Origin of the sequence: Flavobacterium quisquiliarum, from assembly GCF_019308285.1 — a bacterium.
Classification (GTDB): domain Bacteria; phylum Bacteroidota; class Bacteroidia; order Flavobacteriales; family Flavobacteriaceae; genus Flavobacterium; species Flavobacterium quisquiliarum.
On the sequence record NZ_WWEM01000038.1, the window covers coordinates 38,700 to 57,583 of the forward strand.

The 18,884-nt window shown below is 34.0% G+C and carries 17 protein-coding genes; 7 read left to right on the forward strand and 10 right to left on the reverse strand.

Features of this window, described 5'->3' with window-relative positions:
* Positions 1–49: 49 nt before the first annotated feature.
* From GSY47_RS20930 to GSY47_RS20940, 3 genes are all read left to right on the forward strand, one after another.
* Positions 50–1,204: an alpha/beta hydrolase gene (locus tag GSY47_RS20930; RefSeq protein WP_179002963.1), complete on the forward strand. Its 1,155-nt coding sequence runs from the start codon at positions 50–52 to the stop codon at positions 1,202–1,204.
* Positions 1,204–2,565 (forward strand): DNA repair protein RadA, encoded by a 1,362-nt coding sequence (gene radA, locus GSY47_RS20935; RefSeq protein WP_035652862.1) that lies wholly within the window; start codon positions 1,204–1,206, stop codon positions 2,563–2,565. The genes GSY47_RS20930 and radA overlap by 1 nt, the downstream gene beginning before the upstream one ends.
* 124 nt (positions 2,566–2,689) lie before the next feature.
* On the forward strand, positions 2,690–4,654 hold the full coding sequence (locus GSY47_RS20940; RefSeq protein WP_179002964.1) for a transglycosylase domain-containing protein: 1,965 nt from the start codon (positions 2,690–2,692) through the stop codon (positions 4,652–4,654).
* Between the two features lie 130 nt (positions 4,655–4,784).
* On the opposite strand, the gene GSY47_RS20945 is transcribed toward GSY47_RS20940, so the two are convergent.
* Together GSY47_RS20945 and GSY47_RS20950 are read right to left on the reverse strand one after the other, a co-directional pair.
* Complete coding sequence (locus GSY47_RS20945) at positions 4,785–5,534, reverse strand: LytR/AlgR family response regulator transcription factor (RefSeq protein WP_179002965.1); 750 nt, start codon at positions 5,532–5,534, stop codon at positions 4,785–4,787.
* Positions 5,531–7,288: a tetratricopeptide repeat-containing sensor histidine kinase gene (locus tag GSY47_RS20950; RefSeq protein ID WP_179002966.1), complete on the reverse strand. Its 1,758-nt coding sequence runs from the start codon at positions 7,286–7,288 to the stop codon at positions 5,531–5,533. Before GSY47_RS20950 ends, GSY47_RS20945 begins: the two co-directional genes overlap by 4 nt.
* A gap of 208 nt (positions 7,289–7,496) precedes the next feature.
* Here GSY47_RS20950 and GSY47_RS20955 point away from each other — a divergent pair, with 208 nt between their 5' ends.
* From GSY47_RS20955 to GSY47_RS20965, 3 genes are all read left to right on the forward strand, one after another.
* Positions 7,497–8,456: an SIMPL domain-containing protein gene (locus tag GSY47_RS20955; protein WP_179002967.1), complete on the forward strand. Its 960-nt coding sequence runs from the start codon at positions 7,497–7,499 to the stop codon at positions 8,454–8,456.
* A 267-nt stretch (positions 8,457–8,723) separates the two neighbouring features.
* Positions 8,724–9,863, forward strand: a complete 1,140-nt coding sequence (locus GSY47_RS20960; protein ID WP_219071526.1) for a vWA domain-containing protein — start codon at positions 8,724–8,726, stop codon at positions 9,861–9,863.
* An 8-nt stretch (positions 9,864–9,871) separates the two neighbouring features.
* Positions 9,872–10,495 carry a murein L,D-transpeptidase catalytic domain-containing protein gene (locus GSY47_RS20965; RefSeq protein WP_179002969.1) on the forward strand — a complete coding sequence of 208 codons (624 nt, stop codon included), beginning with the start codon at positions 9,872–9,874 and terminating at the stop codon, positions 10,493–10,495.
* A gap of 386 nt (positions 10,496–10,881) precedes the next feature.
* On the opposite strand, the gene GSY47_RS20970 is transcribed toward GSY47_RS20965, so the two are convergent.
* From GSY47_RS20970 to GSY47_RS20990, 5 genes are all read right to left on the reverse strand, one after another.
* Positions 10,882–11,919 carry an aldo/keto reductase gene (locus tag GSY47_RS20970; protein ID WP_179002970.1) on the reverse strand — a complete coding sequence of 346 codons (1,038 nt, stop codon included), beginning with the start codon at positions 11,917–11,919 and terminating at the stop codon, positions 10,882–10,884.
* 272 nt (positions 11,920–12,191) lie between these two features.
* Positions 12,192–12,485 (reverse strand): type II toxin-antitoxin system RelE/ParE family toxin, encoded by a 294-nt coding sequence (locus GSY47_RS20975; protein ID WP_179002971.1) that lies wholly within the window; start codon positions 12,483–12,485, stop codon positions 12,192–12,194.
* A complete protein-coding gene (locus tag GSY47_RS20980) occupies positions 12,478–12,729 on the reverse strand; it encodes a hypothetical protein (protein WP_179002972.1) in 252 nt (83 codons plus the stop codon). The genes GSY47_RS20975 and GSY47_RS20980 overlap by 8 nt, the downstream gene beginning before the upstream one ends.
* Positions 12,730–12,905: 176 nt before the next feature.
* Entirely contained in the window at positions 12,906–13,850 is a 945-nt protein-coding gene (locus tag GSY47_RS20985; RefSeq protein WP_179002973.1) for an OmpA family protein, read from the reverse strand.
* Positions 13,851–13,982: 132 nt separating this feature from the next.
* Complete coding sequence (locus GSY47_RS20990) at positions 13,983–14,744, reverse strand: exodeoxyribonuclease III (RefSeq protein WP_109191027.1); 762 nt, start codon at positions 14,742–14,744, stop codon at positions 13,983–13,985.
* A 118-nt stretch (positions 14,745–14,862) separates the two neighbouring features.
* On the opposite strand from GSY47_RS20990, the gene GSY47_RS20995 reads away from it, so the two are divergent.
* Positions 14,863–16,665 carry a GNAT family N-acyltransferase gene (locus GSY47_RS20995; protein ID WP_179002974.1) on the forward strand — a complete coding sequence of 601 codons (1,803 nt, stop codon included), beginning with the start codon at positions 14,863–14,865 and terminating at the stop codon, positions 16,663–16,665.
* Positions 16,666–16,739: 74 nt separating this feature from the next.
* Here the strand turns inward: GSY47_RS20995 and GSY47_RS21000 are convergent, their stop codons facing one another.
* The 3 genes from GSY47_RS21000 to GSY47_RS21010 form a co-directional block, all read right to left on the reverse strand.
* Entirely contained in the window at positions 16,740–17,837 is a 1,098-nt protein-coding gene (locus tag GSY47_RS21000) for a suppressor of fused domain protein (RefSeq protein WP_179002975.1), read from the reverse strand.
* A gap of 167 nt (positions 17,838–18,004) precedes the next feature.
* A complete protein-coding gene (locus GSY47_RS21005; RefSeq protein WP_179002976.1) occupies positions 18,005–18,376 on the reverse strand; it encodes a DUF805 domain-containing protein in 372 nt (123 codons plus the stop codon).
* Positions 18,377–18,572: 196 nt separating this feature from the next.
* On the reverse strand, positions 18,573–18,845 hold the full coding sequence (locus GSY47_RS21010; RefSeq protein WP_179002977.1) for a TM2 domain-containing protein: 273 nt from the start codon (positions 18,843–18,845) through the stop codon (positions 18,573–18,575).
* Positions 18,846–18,884 lie beyond the last annotated feature (39 nt).

The following is an 18,884-nucleotide window of genomic DNA, read 5'->3' on the forward strand; positions in this document are numbered from 1 at the left end:
TGCTACACTATTTTCAATACATTTTTAATTTACTGAAATGCCACAAATCATGAAAAAAGTTTACCTACTAACACTTTTGATTTCATTCTCGTCGTTTGCCCAAAAAACGTTCGATAATATTAAATCAGAAAAATTGGGAGAAGAGCGTAGAATTACAATTGGACTTCCGGCTTCTTATGAAGCAAACAAAGACAAAAAATATCCTGTTCTTTATTTATTGGATGGCGATTACTTATTTGATCCTTTTTCCGGGGCTGTAAGTTATGGTTCGTATTGGGATGATATTCCGGAAATGATCATTATCGGAATTCATCAAAATAAAGATGGAGAACGTTTTGACGACACCACAATCGACCAAAACGAAGGGCTTCCTTTTGAAAAAGGTTCCAAATTTTTCGAATTCGTCGGAGCAGAATTAGTGCCTTATATTGAAAAAAAATACCGTACCTCCCCTTTCAGACTTATTGCAGGCCACGATATAACAGCAAGTTTTGCTAATTTTTATCTGTATAAAGAAATGCCCCTTTTTAATGCATACATCTGCTTAAGTCCAGAACTTGCCCCAAAAATGGAAGTGCGTATTGCTGAAAAGTTTGCTAAAATAAAAAAACCGGTGTTCTATTATCTTTCTGCAGGAGAAGGTGACATTAAAAAGATAAAAGAGCCGATTGAAAAATTAAACAATAATATTAAAATCGCTAATAATCCGTTAGTGAATTATAAATACGATGTTTTTAAGGGTGCTACGCATTACACAGAAGTATTACATTCTATTCCAAGTGCATTATACCAGATTTTTGAAGCATACCGACCTATAAATTCTGCCGAATACAACGACAAAATTGCGGTTCTTCAAGAAGGTTATGCTGAATACTTAGAAAAAAAATATGCTGACATGTCTGAAGTTTTAGGAGTTCAGATTCCAGTTCGAATAAGCGATTTTAAAGTAGTAGAAAATCTTATTTTAAAAAGAAACGCCTATAGCGAATTAGGAAAAATGGCCGAAATTGGAAATGTAAATTATCCAAAAGCCATGTTGGGAGAATATGAATTAGGATTAATGTATGAAAAACAAGGCGATCCGAAACATGCATCAAAAAAATACCAAAATGCTTCACAAATGGAGCCGATTGGCGATTTGAACAAAGACATGATGTATGAGAAGATTGACGAAATGAATACGCTTGCCAAAAAAAGTAAATAATGTCAAAAGTTAAAACTTCCTTTTTTTGCCAAAATTGTGGCACTCAATACTCCAAATGGCAGGGACAGTGCAATGCATGCAAGGAATGGAATACAATTGCTGAAGAAATTATTCAGAAGCAGGAAAAAGTGGCTTGGAAAAGCGAACCCACTTCAACAAACAAAGCGCCAAGGCCTTTAAAAATTGACGAAATTGATTCGGCTCAGGAAATTCGAATGGATACAACTGACGGCGAATTGAATCGTGTTTTAGGAGGCGGAATCGTTCCGGGATCTTTGACACTTTTAGGCGGAGAACCTGGAATTGGAAAAAGTACACTTTTACTTCAAATCTCATTAAAATTACCTTATAAAACTTTATATGTTTCTGGAGAAGAAAGTCAGAAACAAATCAAAATGCGTGCGGAAAGAATAACGCCAAACAGCGACAACTGTTACATTTTGACTGAAACCAAAACTCAGAATATTTTCAAACAGATTGAAGCGATTCAGCCAGAAATCGTAATCATCGATTCGATCCAAACTTTACATACCGATTATATCGAATCGACCGCTGGAAGTATTTCTCAAATCAGAGAAACAACAGCCGAGTTAATAAAATTCGCTAAAGAAACTAACATTCCGGTTATTTTAATTGGACATATTACCAAAGACGGAAACATCGCCGGGCCAAAAATTCTAGAACATATGGTAGACACTGTTCTTCAGTTTGAAGGCGATCGGAACCATATTTATAGAATTTTACGTTCGCTGAAAAACCGTTTTGGTTCTACATCTGAACTTGGAATTTATGAAATGCTTGGAAGCGGTTTGCGTGAAGTAAGCAATCCTTCAGAAATTCTGATTTCTCATAAAGACGAAGAACTTTCCGGAACTGCCATTGCCACAACTCTAGAAGGCATGCGTCCGCTGATGATTGAAATTCAATCTTTGGTAAGCACCGCAGTTTACGGAACACCTCAGCGAAGCACAACAGGGTACAACGCAAAAAGACTAAATATGATTCTGGCTGTTTTAGAAAAAAGAGCCGGATTTCGTTTAGGTGCAAAAGATGTTTTTCTGAATGTAACTGGAGGAATTTCTGTTGATGATCCAGCGATTGATTTAGCCGTTGTGGCGGCGATTTTATCATCAAATGAAGATATTCCGGTTGGTAAAGGTTTCTGTTTTGCAGGTGAAGTTGGTCTTTCTGGCGAAATTCGTCCAGTTAACCGAGTAGATCAGCGTATTCAGGAAGCCGAAAAATTAGGTTTTGATACTATCTTTGTTTCCAAATACAATAAAATTGCTTTAAAAAATACAGGAATCAAAATCGAATTGGTCGCTAAAATTGAAGATGTTGCGAGCATTCTTTTTGGGTAATTTTTTGTTAGCCACGAATTCACGAATTATATTTAAATCTTTATGGAAAAAAAAATTCGTGAATTCGTGGCAGAAAAAAATATTTAACATCACAGACTGTTCTATTCTTTAAGAAATTAACTTTATGAATTTTCCAAAACAAAAAATATACAAAGCACTAAAAATACTGGGAATAGTAATACTCGTGCTTTGCATTGGGTTGTACTATTTCCGAAATTCTCTTTTAAAGCAGGCTATTGCCAAAGTTACCCACAAAATGGCCGTACAGTACAACAGTAATTTTTCTGTAGAATCGGCTTCTTTTGATGGATTATCGACTATAAAATTGACCGATGTTGTTTTGGCTCCGATAAATGCTGATACACTGGTCAAAATAAAAAATGTAGAAACCAGCATTAGTTTAAGCAATTTATTGATTGGAGATGTTCAGGTTGGAACTTTAAAAGTGGATAATGGATATATTCAATTGGTAAAAAAAGGTAAAAAGCGAAATTTTGATGCTTTTCTAAAAAAAGACCGGGAAGAAACAGAATCAAACGAAAAACGAAAATATGCTTCTTTTGCTTACAGAATCATTTCAAAAATTCTGAATTTGGTTCCAACCGATATGGATTTGAAAAACTTCAAATTCAAAATCGACGACAACGGAAAACAAACTAATATTGCTGTAAACAAACTGGTTTTAAGCGACAAACAACTGGAAACAAATCTTCATGTTCAGGCAAAAGATTTTGATCAGCGCTGGAACATTAAAGGATTTGCAGATCCTAGAAATAAAAAAGCCGATATTCGATTTTTCAATCTCGATACAGGAGCAATTCGTGTTCCGTATTTGGATCAGCGTTATAACTTAAAAGCAAGCTTCGATTCGATTCGCTTAAATGTTCAGAATATTGATAAAAGCGGAAGCGAACTTCATATCGACGGTTACACTTCTATTGCTAATCTTAAAATCAATCATCCAAAAATCGCGAGCAAAGATGTCGTAATAAAAAATGCCCGTTTTGATTACCGCTTTTTATTGGGAGACAGTTTTATTTCGATCGACAGCACTTCAACTATGCAGTTGAATAAAATTAAAGTCCGTCCGTACATTTCTTACGATACCGAAAAAGATACAGTTTATACTTTAAAAGTCGGCATTCCGAAAATGAAAGCGCAGGATTTTATCGTTTCGCTTCCAGATGGTTTATTTACGCATTTTCAGGGTATGCAGGCGACTGGAAACTTCGATTATAAACTAGACTTCAAATTCAACAAAAACAAACCGAATACGCTTGTTTTTGACAGCAAGTTAAATAAAGAAGATTTACGAATCACGAAATATGGCGAAGCCGATTTAAATAAGCTAAATGGCGAATTTGTCTATCGTGCTATTATTCAAAATGTATTGCAAAGACCAGTTTTGGTTGGAAATGCAAATCCGAATTATACGCCTTTAGACCAGATTTCTCCTTATTTGAGAAAATGTGTTTTAACAACAGAAGATCCATCTTTCTTCTCACATCGAGGTTTTATAAATGAAGCTTTCAAACAATCGATTCTGAAAAACATCAGAACTAAGAAATTCTCTCGCGGCGCCAGTACCATCAGCATGCAGTTGATTAAAAACGTATTCTTAACAAGAGAAAAGACACTTTCGCGAAAGCTTGAAGAAATTCTATTGGTTTACATTTTAGAAAACAACCGAATTGTAAGCAAGGAAAGAATGTTGGAAGTCTATTTCAACATCATCGAATGGGGACCAAATGTATACGGAATTGGCGAAGCAAGTCATTTCTATTTCCAAAAAAGCCCAGCGGATTTAAATATTGATGAGTGTTTATATCTGGCAACGATTATTCCGAAGCCAAGAAAATTCATGTATCAATTTAATGATCAGGGAAATTTGAAAGATTATGCGATTAAAAACCAGAAATTCTTAAAGAATTTGATGTTCAGAAGAGGGCTTTTAGTTCCTGAAGATACGCTTGGACAATTACCCGTTTATATTTCAGGAAGTGCGCGTTCGTTTATAAAAATTAAAGCTCCAGATTCTACTGCAGTCAAAAATGATTCTTTGTCTGTGGACGATGAATTTGATTTGTAGTTTTGCCACGAAGACGCTAAGACGCTAAGTTTTTTTCTCCTGCAAGGTTTTCAAAACCTTGTAGGTGTTATCCTTTTTACTTCTACGCATATTATACCTACAAGGTTTTGGAAACCTTGCAGGAAACTAATTATTTAAAGTTCCTTAAAAACTCTTCCTTGTAAGTTGGAGAAACTTCAATTTCAGCACCGTCGTTAAGTGTAACAATTCCGCCTTTGTTATACGATTTAACGCAATTGATATTGATAATATGCGATTTATGAACTCTAATAAAAGGCAATGGCAGAATTTCCGAAAAATGCTTCAGGAAACGGCAGACCATTTTTTTGCTTCCGTTGTTGAGATGCAAATCGGTAAAATTTCCGTTACCACGAAGTCGTACGATTTCTTCCATTTTTACGACTTCAAAACCTTCAAGCGTTGGAAGAATGACTTGTTGTTTTTCTGGTTTTTGCTCGTGGAAATTCTCAACAATAATTTTATTTCGATTGAAAATTTCATGATTCATAATTTGATGCTGAACCTTATTTACCGCCACAATCAACTCTTCAATACTAATTGGTTTTAAAAGATAATACGCGGCACTCTGATTCAAAGCTCGAAGCGAATATTCAGAAAATGCCGTGACAAATATGGTTTCAAAATGCAAGTCTTTACAAGCTTCCAAAACATCAAAAGCATTTCCGAAAGGCATTTCGACATCCAGAAAAACCAATTGTGGGTTCAGTTCGTGAAGCAACGGAACAGCTTCTTTGATATTTTGCGCTTCGCCAATAACCTCAACCTGCGGACAATATTTACTCAAATAATTTTTGAGCACTTCGCGCGCTGCTAGCTCATCTTCTACAATTACACTTTTTATCTTTTGGAGCGTCATCATATTTTGTCAATTAATGGAAAAACAATCTGAACAATTGTACCAGATTCCAGTCCTTCTTTTTCTACAATTCTAAATGTAATTTCCTTTTTATACAATTCATTCAAAAGCGCAATTCGTTCTTTAGTGTTGTTCAAACCTCGGGATTCGTATATTTTTTGGTTTGTGGTTTTGAGTTCACGGCTTTTCGTTAAACCTATTCCGTTATCTTCAATGGTTACGATGATTTTTCCATTTTTCACATCGAATCGTAAAGACAGAAAACCTTTTTTATCCAAATAACGTAATCCGTGCCAAATGGCATTTTCGAGATGAGGCTGTAAAATCATATTCGGAACAAAAACCCTTTCCGGATCCAGCGAATCATCAACTGTAATTTCAAAATCAAATTTATCTTCAAAACGCAGATGTTCTAAATCCAGATATTTTTTCAATTGCTCGACTTCTTTATCCAGAGAAATGAAATCTTTATTGGAGTTTTCCATCATATTCCGCATCAGATTCGAATATGAAGTCAGATATTTATTCGCCTCCAATTCTTTATTTTCCGAAATAAACTGATTGACACTATTCAAACTATTAAAAATAAAATGCGGATTCATTTCGCGACGCAAAGACTGAAGCGCAATTTCTTTATTTTTAATTTTAATAGAATACAAGGCTTTCACGATAAACAAAAACAAAAGCAGTAACAAACCAACCGAACCAATCAGGAAATAATTGAAGGTATTTTTCTTCGAAATCAGTTCGTCTTTCAGTGTTTTTTCTTTTTCCAACTGACGGATTTTCTCTTCCGTAATCTGAAAAGTTTTAGCATCAATTAAAGTTGTATCAGAATGAATCAGTTTATCGAAATTTTCAAAAAACTGTTCATACAAAGCCATACTTTCTTTATCCTGACCTTTGGTTTTATAGTATTTCACCAAAGATGATAAACTCTTTTTGGCTTCCGCCGAATTTCCTTTTTGAAAAGACAAATCATACGCTTCTTTTAATGATGAAATCGCCTTCTCAGGTTCTTTCTTTTCAAAATAAAGGGATGAAAGCGATTGAAGCTGTTTTATTTCGGTCGTGTAATCTTTATTTTTTCTGGCTTCTGCCAATATTTTTTCACTTATCAGAAGCGCTTTATCAAACTGATTGTCTTCGGCATAAACTTTAGCAATTTCGTTTTTGATTTTTATAGCTTCTTCAGGTTTGTTTTTGGTATAATCTAAGGCTTTGTTGTAACTCTCAATCGCTACTTTTTTATCATTTAACTGAAGTGAATTCTGCGCTTTTTGTACATAAGCTTCTTTAACTTCGCCTTTTTTGTTTTCCTTTTTCAGCAAACCAATATTCGAATCTACATAATCTGCCTGACTTGCCGGATCGGACTGATTTTTTAAACGGTTTGCATCATTTAAATTGATTTTTTCTTCAACTGCATCTTTTGTCAACGATCCCGCTTTTTCATAGTTTTTAATCGCCGAACCAAAGTTTTTCTGATTTTCCTGTGCTTTAGCAAGACTTCTGGTAACACGGGTTTTGTCTTCTGTCAGTTTTAATTTAGTATAACTGTTTAACGCTCTTTTATAGTATTCTTCTGCTTTGGCATTATCTCCATTATTCAGAAATTCATTGGCCAGTTTTTCGTAATTCTGAGCAATTTTCGATTCATCGTTATCATCCAGTGATTTGGATAATTCTTCTGCCGTTTTACTGATTTTGGTACTGCTTTTCTCCATTTTTTTGTCAGGAATAGCTTGTGCTGTCATTCGCTGTGGAACTAACAACACTAAAAAAAACAGACTAAAAACAATTAACACACTATGCTTCACAACAAATAATTTAGAAAATGTAAAGTAACCTAATTTCAGATTCCCATCCTATATCTTTCACCAAGTCAAACGGCCTGTTGACCCATTCTGCCAAAAATACGTTTTTTCCTGCAATACATTTGTTTCCGAATCAAAAATCAAAATCATGAAAAAACTATCCTTATCTCTTTTTATCATTCTATTTTCTCAGTTTGTAGTTGCACAGGTTTCAGGAAATGTCAATTATCAAAATCATTATAATGACCAAAATACGATTAACATCAATTTTCCTTCTAACGATGGAATTGTTGCAAGCGTAAAAGGACTTGCCAATGTCAAGGCAGATTCTTATACCGCTATTTTCAGCACCACTCAAACTGGCAAAACAACCAAAGAAGTCAACGAATTACTTGACCAGAGAATTACGCAGGTGCTAAACGAAATCAAACTTAAAAAAGGCGTTGAAACTTTTGTCGATATGATTTCGTTTGTTCCGGTTTATGAATACGAAGCCGAAAAAAAAGTATTCAGCCGAAAAACTTATAACGAAGTTCCGGTTGGATTTGAATTGAAGAAAAACATCCACATCAAATTTTCGGATCCGAATCAGTTAAATGAATTTATTTCCATTTTATCCAATAATGAAATTTACGATTTGGTAAGAGTAGATTACTTTTCAAGTGCTTTGGAAACCATCAAAAAAGAAATGATGACCAAAGCCAGACTGCTGATTCAGGAAAAAATAAAAAACTATGAAACGCTGCTTGGCGAAACATTTACAAACGCCGAAAAAAGAATCGCTGATGATTTCATTGTAAACTTACCCGTAGAAATGTATCGATCTTATGAGGCATACAACAGCTCCTCTTTAAACTTAAAAAGAAACTCAAATATTAACCAAGCTACCAAATCGACTACGCTTTATTATCAACCAGTTTTTGGTAAAGAGTTTGATTTTATCCTTAATCCTTCGGTTTTAGAACCTGTTATTCAGGTACAATACGAAGTAAAAATTGTCATTAACAGAGAAAAGAAACAAACTGTAAAAGGAAACAAAGAGTTTATTCTGGTTACACCAAATGGCGATTTAAAAACCCTAAATATCAATTCGCCAAAACAAAATTAATTTAACACATAGAAACATAGATTTAAAAAAAAGCACAAAAAGATAATTAAAAAAAATCTTGATTTTCACACATAGCTATGTTTTTTATTATGAAGTAAAACGCCTTTTGTAAGTTACAAAATCTATGTTTCTATGTGTTGAAAATAATTACACCTATTATGCTGAGATCGTTTCACCAAGTCAAAACACCGTTTCACCCTTTGTCCGAAAAATAGGCCTTTTTTGTTTCTAAGTTTGATCTGTAATCATCAGTAAAAATTAAAAATTATGAAATCAAATCTTTTTATTTCCGCGCTATTTGCAATTACATTTTCTATTACAAGCTGTCATACTTCCAATGCCAAACCAAAACCGGCAACAGCTTCCAACACTAAAATACAAGTTGCCCTTTTGCTGGATACTTCGAGCAGTATGGACGGTTTAATCGATCAAGCAAAATCACGATTGTGGAATATTGTAAACACACTGACCACTTTAAAATATGAAGGGAAAACGCCGGATATTGAAATTGCTTTATATGAATATGGCAATGATGGACTTTCTGCAAAATCAAACTTCATCAGACAAATAACACCGCTTTCAACCGATTTGGATCTAATTTCTGAAAAACTGTTTGCGCTTAGAACCAACGGCGGAAGTGAATATTGCGGAGCCGTTATTCAGGATGCAACGAAAGATCTGAAATGGGCATCAGAAAACAACAGTATGAAACTGATTTATATTGCCGGAAATGAAGAGTTCAGTCAGGGAAAAATCAGTTATAAAGAAGCCATCAGCAATGCTTTGAAAAATGGCATTTATGTGAATACTATTTTCTGTGGCAATAAAACCGAAGGCATCAATATTCTTTGGAAAGATGGCGCAGACCGCGGAAAAGGAAAATATTTCAATATTGACTCGGATAAAGCTGTAGAATATATCGCAACTCCTTATGATGAAGAAATTGCAAAATGCGATGAAAAAATGAACAAAACCTACATCAATTATGGTGCAAAAGGAGCTGATAAAAAAATGAATCAGATAAAGCAGGATCAAAACGCAAAAATGGTTTCAGCTTCAAATTATACAGACCGTGCCGTAAGTAAATCCAAAGCAGTTTATAAAAACGACAGCTGGGATTTGGTTGACAAAGTAAAAGACGATGCAGGAGCTATTTCTAAAATCAAAAAAGAAGAATTACCAACAGAATTGCAAAACAAATCGACTGCAGAATTGCAGAAAATAGTAACTGAAAAGACAAAAGAAAGAGAAACTATCCAAAAAGAAATCAGCGTTTTGGCCAAAAAACGTCAGGAATATATTGATACCGAATCTAAGAAAACCAAAAAGCAGGATGATTTAGGAAATACTATCAATTCATCTATAATAGCTTTTGCCAAAGTAAAAGGTTATACCGTTGAGAAATAAATCTATATATGAACAGTAAAGTTTTCACTTTCTTCTTGCTCTCGATTTTCTGCACCGCATTTGCCTGCAGGAATAAAGAAGAAAAACCAACAGTCAGTAAAACTTCAAAACCGATTTATTCCTACGAAGAGAAACTAAAGAGTGAAGTCACTGAAATCAGGAGATTCTTGGGGAAATCTCCGAAATACAATTCAGATGTTGCTTTCTTTTTAGACATGAAGGTAAAATCCGGAAGAAATCGGTTTTTTGTTTATGATTTAAAAAACAACAAATTACTCGACAAAGGTTTGGTTGGACATGGTTCAGGCTCTGAAACTGGCATTTATGGAGAATTGAAATTTAGTAATGTCAAAAATTCCAATTGCAGTTCGCTTGGCAAATACGCCATTGGTGGTTCCTATACAGGAAGATTTGGAAAAGCCTATAAATTGTACGGTTTAGATAAAAGCAACAGCAATGCCTTTGATCGAAATATAGTCCTACATAAATATGAAGATATTCCTTTTGATGAACAGCCTTATCCAATTTGCAACAGTTTGGGATGTCCGATGGTAAATGAAAAGTTTTTTAATGTTCTCGAAAAACAGATTGATACTTCTAAAAAGAAAATCATCTTAGTAATGTATTATTAATTCAACTAAAAAATCTCGATAATCTTAATTATCGGGATTTTATATTCAGTCGGAAACCTAACAGGTTTTTAAAATGGGTTAGGTTTGATTTTGAACATTAAGACGCAAAGTTCTTTTGTTTTTAATCTCGCAATCCCGATAGCTATCGGGAGCAGAGTCGCAAAGTTTAAATTTTTAATTTCAATTGCGTCCAGCTTTAGCTGGATGAAAACATAAACAGAAAGAAAAGGGCTTTAGCCAAACTTTATTAGTTTGGCTAAAGCCCTTTCCACTTTCGATCTTGTTCCCCTAGCTAAAGCTAGGGGCTATTGAAAACTTTGCGACTTTGCGAGCAAATTCCACAAGCTTAAAAAAAACTTTGTGTCTTAGCGCCTTCGTGGCAAAACTTAAGGCGCTGGATCAGGAATAATTGCCTGAACCGCATCAATTTCATTCAAAATTTCTTTTGAAAGCACCACATCAATGGTATCGATGTTTTCTTTTAATTGTTCCAAAGTCGTAGCGCCAATAATTACACTTGTCAAAAATGGCTGTTGCAATACAAATCCCATTGCCAGTTCGGTTAATGTTAAACCATGTTTTTTTGCAATTTCCTGATACAATTTAGTTGCCTGCGTACATTGTTCGCTATTGTAACGTTTGTATTGCGGAAAAAGGTTTATTCTCGCTTTCGGGTGAGCTTCTCCTGTCAGGAATTTTCCAGTCAAAACACCAAACGCTAAAGGCGAATATCCTAACAAACCAACATTTTCATATTTTGAAACTTCGGCAGAATTTACTTCAAACAAACGATTCAATAATGAATACGGATTCTGAACAGTTTTGATTCTCGGCAGATTGTTGTATTTGCTTTCTTCCAAAAGACGCATCATTCCCCATGAGTTTTCATTTGAAACTCCAATATGTTTTATTTTACCTTCTTTGATTAATCCATCAAAAGTTTCCAAGATTTCTCTAAAATTATCTTCCCAAACATCATCGTGTCCATGAAAAGCACGCTGTCCAAAATTATTGGTTTTTCTTTCCGGCCAGTGCATTTGATACAAATCGATATAATCTGTCTGCAGTCTTTTTAAGCTATTTTCAACCGCATATTTAATACTCGCAGGCGAAAAATCCAATTTCTCACGCATATAACCAAAATTCGGATTTGGCCCTGCAATTTTAGAAGCCAAAATCACTTTATCGCGATTTCCAGATTTCTTAAACCAGGTTCCAATTATTTTTTCGGTGCTTCCGTAAGTCGATTCATTTGCCGGAACTGAATACATTTCGGCTGTATCAAAGAAATTAACTCCTCTTTCTAAAGCGTAGTCCATTTGAGCATGACCTTCCGCTTCGGTATTCTGTTGCCCGAAAGTCATGGTTCCAAGGCATATTTTACTAACTTTTATATCGGTGTTGGGTAATGTAGTGTATTTCATTTTTTTCTTTAAAGGTTCAAAGTTGCAGAGGCACAAAGGTACAAAGGGATTTAGCAAATCGAAATTTCACAAAGGTTAAAAAAAGTACAAGATTTTTTCGATCTCTCCTGCAAGGTTTCCAAAACCTTGTAGGTGTTTCTTTTTATTACAAACGAACTTATACCTACAAGATTTTGGAAACCTTGCAGGAAAGCAAAAAGGGTCCAAAGTAAAACTTTGAGCCCTTTTTTAAATCTTAGCATCTTAGTATCTCAGAACCTTAGCAAATTAATCTATTTCAAACTTTTTAACGGATTTTGATATGCATTAAAAATTCTAACCACAAAAATCGAATCCTCTTTAATCTGATACAAAACTTTATAATTTCGAATTACAATTCTACGACAATCCATTCTATAATCATCAATTTGAAATTGCTTAGGAAAAGTAATTTTATCAGTAGAATGGTATAATTCTTCTCTAATTTTTAAAGCAGTTTCTTTAGAATAACTTTCTTTCAAATACAAGTAAATATCTTTTAAATCCAGTTTGGCACTTTCACTCCAAAAAACTTCTAATTTACTCATTATCCCAATCTTCCATTTCTTTCAACAAATCATCTTTTGAAATTATTCGATTGTATTTAATATCATCTAAACCTTCTTCAACTTTATTATGATATTCTGACAATGTTAACGGATTCCCTTTGGCATCATAAGAAACCACTTCATTCAAATAGTTATCAAAAACCGAAGAAACAATTCTCAAAACTCTTTCATCTGCTAATTCCAATTGATTTTTTATCTTTTCTTTTAATTCAGGAAGTCCCATAGCTTAATCTTTTGAAATCCAAAGTTACGAAAATAATAAAAACAGAAATTCCAATTGGAAAATTCCAAATTCCAAAACTAAACTTTTATACCTACAAGGTTTTGGAAACCTTGCAGGAAAACAAAAGGCTCAAAAGTAAAAACCTTTGAGCCTTTGTAACTATGTCCCTTTGAACCTTAATTAATACTATTAAGCATCTCCGCAATCTCATCTAATCTTGGAGTCAAGATAATTTCGATTCTACGGTTTTTAGCTTTTCCTTCTGGGGTAGCGTTGCTTGCTAAAGGAGAAAACTCGCTTCTTCCCGCGGCAGTTAATTTTTGTTTGTTGATTTTTGGGTTTTCGCTCAAAATCGCAACGATTGCAGTTGCTCTTTTTGTAGATAAATCCCAGTTGTTTGCAATTGGTCCAGAACCAGCATACGGATCATCATCTGTATGTCCTTCAATAAGAACCGAAAGATCCGGATTGTCTCCTAAAACTTTTCCAAGTTCTACAACAGCTCTTTTACCTTCTGTTCCAACAGCCCAGCTTCCTGAGTTGAATAGCAATTTGTTTTCCATAGAAACATATACTTTTCCGTTTTTATGCTCAACTGTTAAACCTTTGCCTTCAAAACCAGTTAATGCTTTAGATAAAGTTTCTTTTAACTTACGCATTGCTTCTTCTTTAGCCGCAATCATATCTTCCAATTCTTTCAAACGGTTTGCTGTTTTATCTAAACGAGCTTGTTCGTCTGCAAGGGCTTTACCTTTTGCTTCTAACTGCGCTAGTAATTCACGGTTTTTAGCCATGTTTTTCTCCAAAGCATCGTTACTGTTTTTCTCTAAAGCATTATATGAATCCTGCAGTACTTTAAATTTCTTTTGTTCTGCAGCTAAATCGGCTTTTTGTTTTGCCAAATCATCTTTTGTGCTCGCCAAATCTTTAGTCAATTTATCGCGATCCAATTCTAACTGATTTTTTGCTTTTTTCAAATTATCATTCTCATCAGTGATAGAACGGTTTTCTTTCTTTAAATCTGAATATTTTGTTTCTAAATCATTATAAATTTTCTTAGAAACACAAGACGTTGCGGACATAGCTAATACTAATAATCCGATGGAGGCTTTTTTAATCATCTTTCTTTAATTGGTTTTTATTCTGGGGCGTTTAATACTTTTTCAATCACAATATCAAAATTCAATCACAATGTTTAAACTCTAATATCAATTTTAAAACTTAAATTCTTTCAGCAAGAACAATACCAAACTTTAATCAATTTCGACTAAAACCGGACAATGATCTGAATGCATAGCGTCTGGTAGTATAACAGCTCTTTTTAAACGGTTCTCTAACGCATTGCTTACCAAATTATAATCGATACGCCAGCCTTTATTGTTTCCTCTTGCTCCTGCACGGTAACTCCACCAAGAATAATTATGCGGTTCTTTATTAAAATGACGGAAACTATCAATAAAACCAGATTTCATAAAAGCATCTAACCAAGCACGTTCTGCAGGTAGAAATCCAGAAACTGTCTTATTACGGACTGGATCATGAATATCAATTGCTTCGTGACAGATATTATAATCACCGCAGATAATCAAATTTGGAATCGTCAATTTCAATTCATTAACATACGTTTGAAAATCATCCATAAACATAAATTTATGATCTAATCTTTCGATGTTTGTTCCTGATGGAAGATATAAACTCATTACCGAAACATCGTCAAAATCAGCACGAAGATTTCGACCTTCAAAATCCATATGATGAATTCCTGTTCCGTAAACAATGTTATTCGGTTTTGTTTTAGACAAAATTGCTACGCCACTGTATCCTTTTTTAGTTGCAGGATAGTAATATTGAAAAGGATAACCTGCTGCTGTGATATCGTCAACTGGAATTTGATCCTGCGTTGCCTTTATTTCCTGAAGGCAGATTACATCAGGACTTGCTTGTTGCAGCCACTCGATAAAACCTTTGTTTATCGCGGCACGAATTCCGTTTACATTATAAGAAATAATTTTCATCAGTGATTTTTTTAGGATTTCAAATGTAATAAAAAAGTGCAAAGTTTATCTTGGAAACAATGAAAAGTAGAGTTTTTTGTTATCTTTGTTCGCTGTTCTAATAAATTAAAAGTACTACATGGGTTTAGTTACCGCGAAAGAAGTTGCAAAGGCAATAAATGTTGAAAAGTACGGAGTTCTCGGTACATTTTCTGGCTGGATTCTTATGAAGGTTCTTAAGATCTCTACCCTCAATAAAATTTACGATCGTAATAAACATTTGGAAGACCTTGCGTTTTTGAACGGAATTTTGGATGAGATGGAGATCAAATTTGAAATCCCGGAAGAAGATTTAAAACGTCTGCCGAAAGATGGTGCCTATATCACTATTTCTAATCATCCGCTTGGAGGAATTGATGGTATTTTGCTTTTGAAATTAATGCTTGAAAGAGAACCAAATTTCAAAATCATTGCCAATTTCCTGTTACACAGAATTGTTCCGATGAAAAAATATATTATGCCGGTTAATCCTTTTGAAAATCATAAGGATGCAAAATCGAGCGTAATTGGAATAAAAGAAACGTTACGTCATTTAAGTGATGGTAAACCCTTGGGAATTTTCCCTGCTGGAGAAGTATCAACTTATAAAGATGGAAAATTAGTTGTAGATAGACCTTGGGAAGAAGGCGCTTTAAAGTTAATTAGAAAAGCCAAAGTTCCGGTTGTTCCGATTTATTTTCATGCTAAAAACAGTAAATTATTCTACTGGCTTTCTAAAATTGATGACACTTTAAGAACTGCAAAATTGCCTTCTGAATTGTTAACTCAGAAAGACCGTGTGATTAAAGTTCGTATTGGAAAACCGATTTCTGTTAGTGAACAAAACGAAATCGAATCTTTTGAAGAATACTCGGAATTCTTAAGAAAGAAAACCTATATGTTGGCTAATCCGTTTGAAAAAGACACCAAACTGCTTGACACAGCCAGCCTTAAAATACCGAAAGCACCTAAAAAAATCGTAACCCCGGCAAGCGAATCAAAATTGATTGATGAAGTTCAGGCTTTAAGAGACAGCGATGCAAGATTTCTACAAAGCAAAAACTACGAAGTTTTCTTTGCAAGTGCTAAACAGATTCCGAATATTTTACACGAAATTGGACGTCTTCGCGAAATCACTTTCCGTGAAGTTGGCGAAGGAACAAACGAATCGATTGACTTAGACGAATACGATCAATATTATCACCATATGTTTTTATGGGATGATGAAACCAAAAAAATCGCCGGAGCTTACCGAATGGGATTAGGTTCTGAAATTTATCCGAAATACGGAATTGAAGGTTTTTATTTAACAGATCTTTTCAGATTTGAGCCGGAACTTCACGATATGATGCACAAATCGATCGAAATGGGACGTGCTTTTATTGTGAAAGAATACCAGCAAAAACCAATGCCATTGTTTTTATTATGGAAAGGTATTATTCATACGACTTTACGTCATCCTGAACATAAATATTTAGTTGGAGGTGTAAGTATCAGTAATCAGTTCTCCGATTTCTCTAAATCGCTTATGATTGAGTTTATGAAATCAAACTATTACGATCCGTATATTGCGCAATACATTCATCCGAAGAAAGCCTATAAAGTTAAACTGAAAGATGCCGACAAGGATTTTATCTTCGACGAAGCAGAATCTGACTTGAATAAATTCGATAAGATTATTGACGAATTGGAACCAGGAAACTTACGTCTGCCGGTTTTAATTAAAAAATACATCAAACAAAATGCACGTGTAGTAGCTTTTAACGTAGATCCACTTTTCAATAATGCTATCGACGGTTTAATGTATATCAGAATCGCAGATATCCCAGAAAGCACTATGAAACCTGTTATTGAAGAATTTCAGATTGAATTGGAAAAGAAATTATCTGAGAAAGAAGATTAAAAGCAATCTAATCTATCATAAAAAGAAAACTCATAAATTTAAGTTTATGAGTTTTCTTTTTTTATACAATATTCTTAAACAACTTCTTGTCGTTCAAAACTAAATATTTCTTCACCAATTATGTCCAGTTTATCCAGTATAACTTTCGAACCAGATTCTTTCATTACCGTCCATTCTCTATCTGAAACAGGTACAACCCATAAAAAATTTGTCTGTGAATCTCCAAAAGCTGGGACATTCATTTGAGGCAGAAATTTTAATTTATTAGTTAGCACTGCATACTTAAATTTTTCACTAACAATGGTTTGAAATTCTACTGTATGGCCTTCCCCCACAAAAGTGACATAATCCCAAGGTATTGCTGTAATCCCACTTATTAGACTTGCAACATTGTTTATTTCATCATTTGTCAATCCTGATTTCAAAATAATTCCGAGTTCTATTCTATTGACTTTGTCAGGATCTTCATAATACATCTCAACTTTTGGCTGTGGTCGTAATGATACCGCTACAGTTGCAAAAACAATTTTTTCTTGTCCTTCGTACACATAAAGACCTTTTGGAGGCCATTCTGAATTATCTATTGCATAATACTTCTCGCTTTGTCCAAATACATCATCGTAATAATGCAGAATTTTGGGCTGTAAAGACTGAAAAGGATTCTCTTCTTCGTTCCATTCTTTAATAAAAGAAATTGTATTTTTTACCCTTTTCCTCATTTCATTATCTTCAGAAAGCTCCCAGGCAAAATTACCTTGACCAACACAATCTCGAGCGTATCCGAAGAATCCTTCCTCTCCTCCCCAACTTGGAATTACAGCTAAAATTTCTCCATTTTCCAATAATGCAGCTCCATCTCCTTCTTCCAACCAGACAATTTCTAAGTTCTTCTCATTAAGACTTTCTTGACCATCAGGAAATTTGCAAAATTCTTTGGGTAACATTGGTGGCACACCTTTTTCCATCAATTTCACCTCGATTTCTTCAGGTGCTTTACTCAAATTTCTAATCCAACAGCTTTTTACACCAAAGTCGTCATTATCGCCAAACAAATAAAAATAGGCTGTTCTATTATCTTGCTCTACAATGGCAGTTATTGGACAACTTGGACTTCTTAATTCAAGAAGAACTTTGGGTTTTTCAATTTTATTACTTCTGCTAAATAATCCCATAATTCTTTGCTTTTCTTAGATTAAAATTTAGATTGAAGTAACAACTTTTATTTTAAAAAACATATCCTAAAACAAAACTCTTCTCTTATTATTATTAATTACTTTAAATCAAAAATCCCATCTGCGGTGGCGAATGGGACTTTTTAATCAACAATTTTTATTTAAAACTAGTTAAGATCTTTTCCTATCTCCTTTAAGTCCTCGAGTTGGCTTTTAGGGTCTGCACCATATTGATTTGGACCTCTTTCTCCTTCCATAGCAGCCAAATATATATCATACAATGGAATGAGAATATACCAGCCACTTTTACCAACATCATGCATTCTTCGAACTCCAACTGCAATTGAAGGAATTAAAACTGCCAAACTAAATATGTTGGCAAGCATTGCAATACTAGACGAGATTATGCCAAGTACTACACTCAGAACTACACTAATTATAACATTCACTAGAACAACTGTCCAAAATTCCTTTCTTCTGGCTCTACCTTTAAAATTTGCGTAATTCTCAAAAACTACTTTTTTGTAAATTTCTAACATAATATTCTTTTTTTTCAATTATCCTACTCTTATGGATTTTCGGTTACTCCATACTTACTAATAAAAAGCAAGATTACCGACTGTTGAATTTATTCGTAGGAATTAAAAGTTATTATTATATCAGATGAAGACATTTTTTAATGCATAAAAAAACCATTCATTTCTGAATGGGTTTTTAAATTTTGCTTCTTTTTATCTAAAACCAGCCTCTCTGACCAGCTTGGTATGTTTGATAAAACTCATCGTCACTTTTGGTCAAATAAATAATACCTTCTATAATTCCAATTACACCGCCAATTCCTAACATAAGGGCTAGAAGAATCTGAATTACACCTTCTTTTGTGTAACCTAGGTAAAATTTATGAATTCCTAAATATCCTACAAGTATCGCTAGAATTCCAGCTACTATTTTTTTATTCTCTTGCTGATAACGCGGATTATTCCAGTCTTCTCGTTTTGTATTTTCCATTTTTATTCTCTTTTATAGTTAATAATATAGTTTTACAAA

What these genes read in the sequence shown, in the direction of transcription:
- GSY47_RS20995 (WP_179002974.1), top strand. Translation starts at nt 14,863, where the DNA reads ATGGGTTTAGTTACCGCGAAAGAAGTTGCAAAGGCAATAAATGTTGAA.
- GSY47_RS20985 (WP_179002973.1), bottom strand. Translation starts at nt 13,850, where the DNA reads ATGATTAAAAAAGCCTCCATCGGATTATTAGTATTAGCTATGTCCGCA.
- GSY47_RS21000 (WP_179002975.1), bottom strand. Translation starts at nt 17,837, where the DNA reads ATGGGATTATTTAGCAGAAGTAATAAAATTGAAAAACCCAAAGTTCTT.
- GSY47_RS20955 (WP_179002967.1), top strand. Translation starts at nt 7,497, where the DNA reads ATGAAAAAACTATCCTTATCTCTTTTTATCATTCTATTTTCTCAGTTT.
- GSY47_RS20980 (WP_179002972.1), bottom strand. Translation starts at nt 12,729, where the DNA reads ATGGGACTTCCTGAATTAAAAGAAAAGATAAAAAATCAATTGGAATTA.
- GSY47_RS20940 (WP_179002964.1), top strand. Translation starts at nt 2,690, where the DNA reads ATGAATTTTCCAAAACAAAAAATATACAAAGCACTAAAAATACTGGGA.
- GSY47_RS20970 (WP_179002970.1), bottom strand. Translation starts at nt 11,919, where the DNA reads ATGAAATACACTACATTACCCAACACCGATATAAAAGTTAGTAAAATA.
- GSY47_RS21005 (WP_179002976.1), bottom strand. Translation starts at nt 18,376, where the DNA reads ATGTTAGAAATTTACAAAAAAGTAGTTTTTGAGAATTACGCAAATTTT.
- GSY47_RS20950 (WP_179002966.1), bottom strand. Translation starts at nt 7,288, where the DNA reads ATGACAGCACAAGCTATTCCTGACAAAAAAATGGAGAAAAGCAGTACC.
- GSY47_RS20965 (WP_179002969.1), top strand. Translation starts at nt 9,872, where the DNA reads ATGAACAGTAAAGTTTTCACTTTCTTCTTGCTCTCGATTTTCTGCACC.
- GSY47_RS20975 (WP_179002971.1), bottom strand. Translation starts at nt 12,485, where the DNA reads ATGAGTAAATTAGAAGTTTTTTGGAGTGAAAGTGCCAAACTGGATTTA.
- GSY47_RS20945 (WP_179002965.1), bottom strand. Translation starts at nt 5,534, where the DNA reads ATGATGACGCTCCAAAAGATAAAAAGTGTAATTGTAGAAGATGAGCTA.
- GSY47_RS20930 (WP_179002963.1), top strand. Translation starts at nt 50, where the DNA reads ATGAAAAAAGTTTACCTACTAACACTTTTGATTTCATTCTCGTCGTTT.
- GSY47_RS20960 (WP_219071526.1), top strand. Translation starts at nt 8,724, where the DNA reads ATGAAATCAAATCTTTTTATTTCCGCGCTATTTGCAATTACATTTTCT.
- GSY47_RS21010 (WP_179002977.1), bottom strand. Translation starts at nt 18,845, where the DNA reads ATGGAAAATACAAAACGAGAAGACTGGAATAATCCGCGTTATCAGCAA.
- radA (WP_035652862.1), top strand. Translation starts at nt 1,204, where the DNA reads ATGTCAAAAGTTAAAACTTCCTTTTTTTGCCAAAATTGTGGCACTCAA.
- GSY47_RS20990 (WP_109191027.1), bottom strand. Translation starts at nt 14,744, where the DNA reads ATGAAAATTATTTCTTATAATGTAAACGGAATTCGTGCCGCGATAAAC.